The organism is Acidovorax soli, from assembly GCF_900107605.1.
In the GTDB taxonomy this organism is placed as follows: domain Bacteria; phylum Pseudomonadota; class Gammaproteobacteria; order Burkholderiales; family Burkholderiaceae_C; genus Acidovorax; species Acidovorax soli.
Map to the genome: position 1 here is coordinate 1 of NZ_FNQJ01000082.1, position 1,346 is coordinate 1,346.

1 protein-coding gene is annotated in these 1,346 nt (G+C 62.0%); it reads left to right on the forward strand.

Translation table 11 applies throughout. The annotated features are described in order from the left end of the window. Positions 1-99: 99 nt before the first annotated feature. Positions 100-1,346 (forward strand): IS4 family transposase (locus BLW02_RS19410; protein WP_244273771.1); only part of this gene is annotated, 1,247 nt, incomplete at its 3' end.

The following is a 1,346-nucleotide window of genomic DNA, read 5'->3' on the forward strand; positions in this document are numbered from 1 at the left end:
CAATGCCAGTCAGTTAAGCTTGGCTTGATCTGATTGGCAGTAAAAAGGGAACGTGTTTCACGTTCCCTTTTTATTTTGTCGATCCTGCTGCAAAACACCTTGAATGAGACTCTGGCGGCCATGCCCGCCAGCGGGATGGCCGAGTTGGGATCGTTGATTGATCCTGCCTGGATAGAGCAAGCCTTGCACGCCACCGGCAAGGCCTCCATCCGTCGCCGCAAGCTGCCCGCCGAACACGCCGTCTGGCTGGTGATTGGCCTGGCCTTGTTTCGCCACATGCCGCTGTGGCAAGTCGTGCAGGAGATGGCGCTCACGCTCAATGGGCAAGACCTGCCCGTACCCAGCAGCAGCGTTCAGGCTCGCCAAAGACTGGGCTGCGAGCCCTTGGCACATCTGTTCGGCTTGCTCACCGATGCCTGGGGGCGATCCCACCCGGTGCATCCAGAGTCTTTGCGCGTCTTGGCAGTCGATGGCGTGGTCTGGTCTGCGCCCGACAGCCAGGACAACCGCCAAGTGCTGGGCAGTGGGATGACGCAATACGGCGCTCAGCCTTGGCCCATGGTGCGAGGCGTGTGCCTGCTCGATACCGACAGCCACGAGTTGCTTGATGCCAGACTGGGGGACTACCACTGCGGCGAGTTGACGCTGGCAGCCGATCTGCGCGGACTGGATCAGTCCATCACACTGTTTGACCGCGCGTACTTCTCAGCGGCATTCTTGTTGGACTGGCAGAACGCAGGGGCTCAGCGCCATTGGCTCATGCGCGCCAAGGACAATCTGCGCCATGAGATCGTTCAAACCTTGGGCGAAGGCGACTGGCTGATCCGCATGCCGGTGTCGCAACGCGCCAGGCAACTGCGCCCAGAGCTGCCCAGCCATTGGCTGGCCCGCTTGATCCAGGTGCATGCGGGTGGCAAGACCAGGCGCTTCATCACCTCGCTGAGTGACCCCTCGCGGTTTGCCGCACCCGAGTTGGCGCAGCTGTACCGTCAGCGTTGGGAGATCGAGCTGGGGTTTCGTGAAATCAAGCAGTCGCTGCAGCAAGGCCAGGGCGTGTTGCGCAGCAAGCAGCCCGAACTGGTGATGCAAGAGGTCTGGGGCGTATTGATTGCGCACACGCTGCTGCGGCGCTGGATGCGTCTGATGGCTCAGCATGTCGGTGTGGCACCCACCCGCATCAGCTTTCACACCGCGCAGCACGCGATCGTCGGTGCACTCAACACCATGCACCTGGCGCGCGCGGGCGCCTTGCCCCAGCATTTGCAGCGCCTTCTGGATCAGGCTCACTACTTCGTGCTCCCGCCTCGACGACCTGATCGAAGCTTCCCGCGCGAGGTCAAGCGATC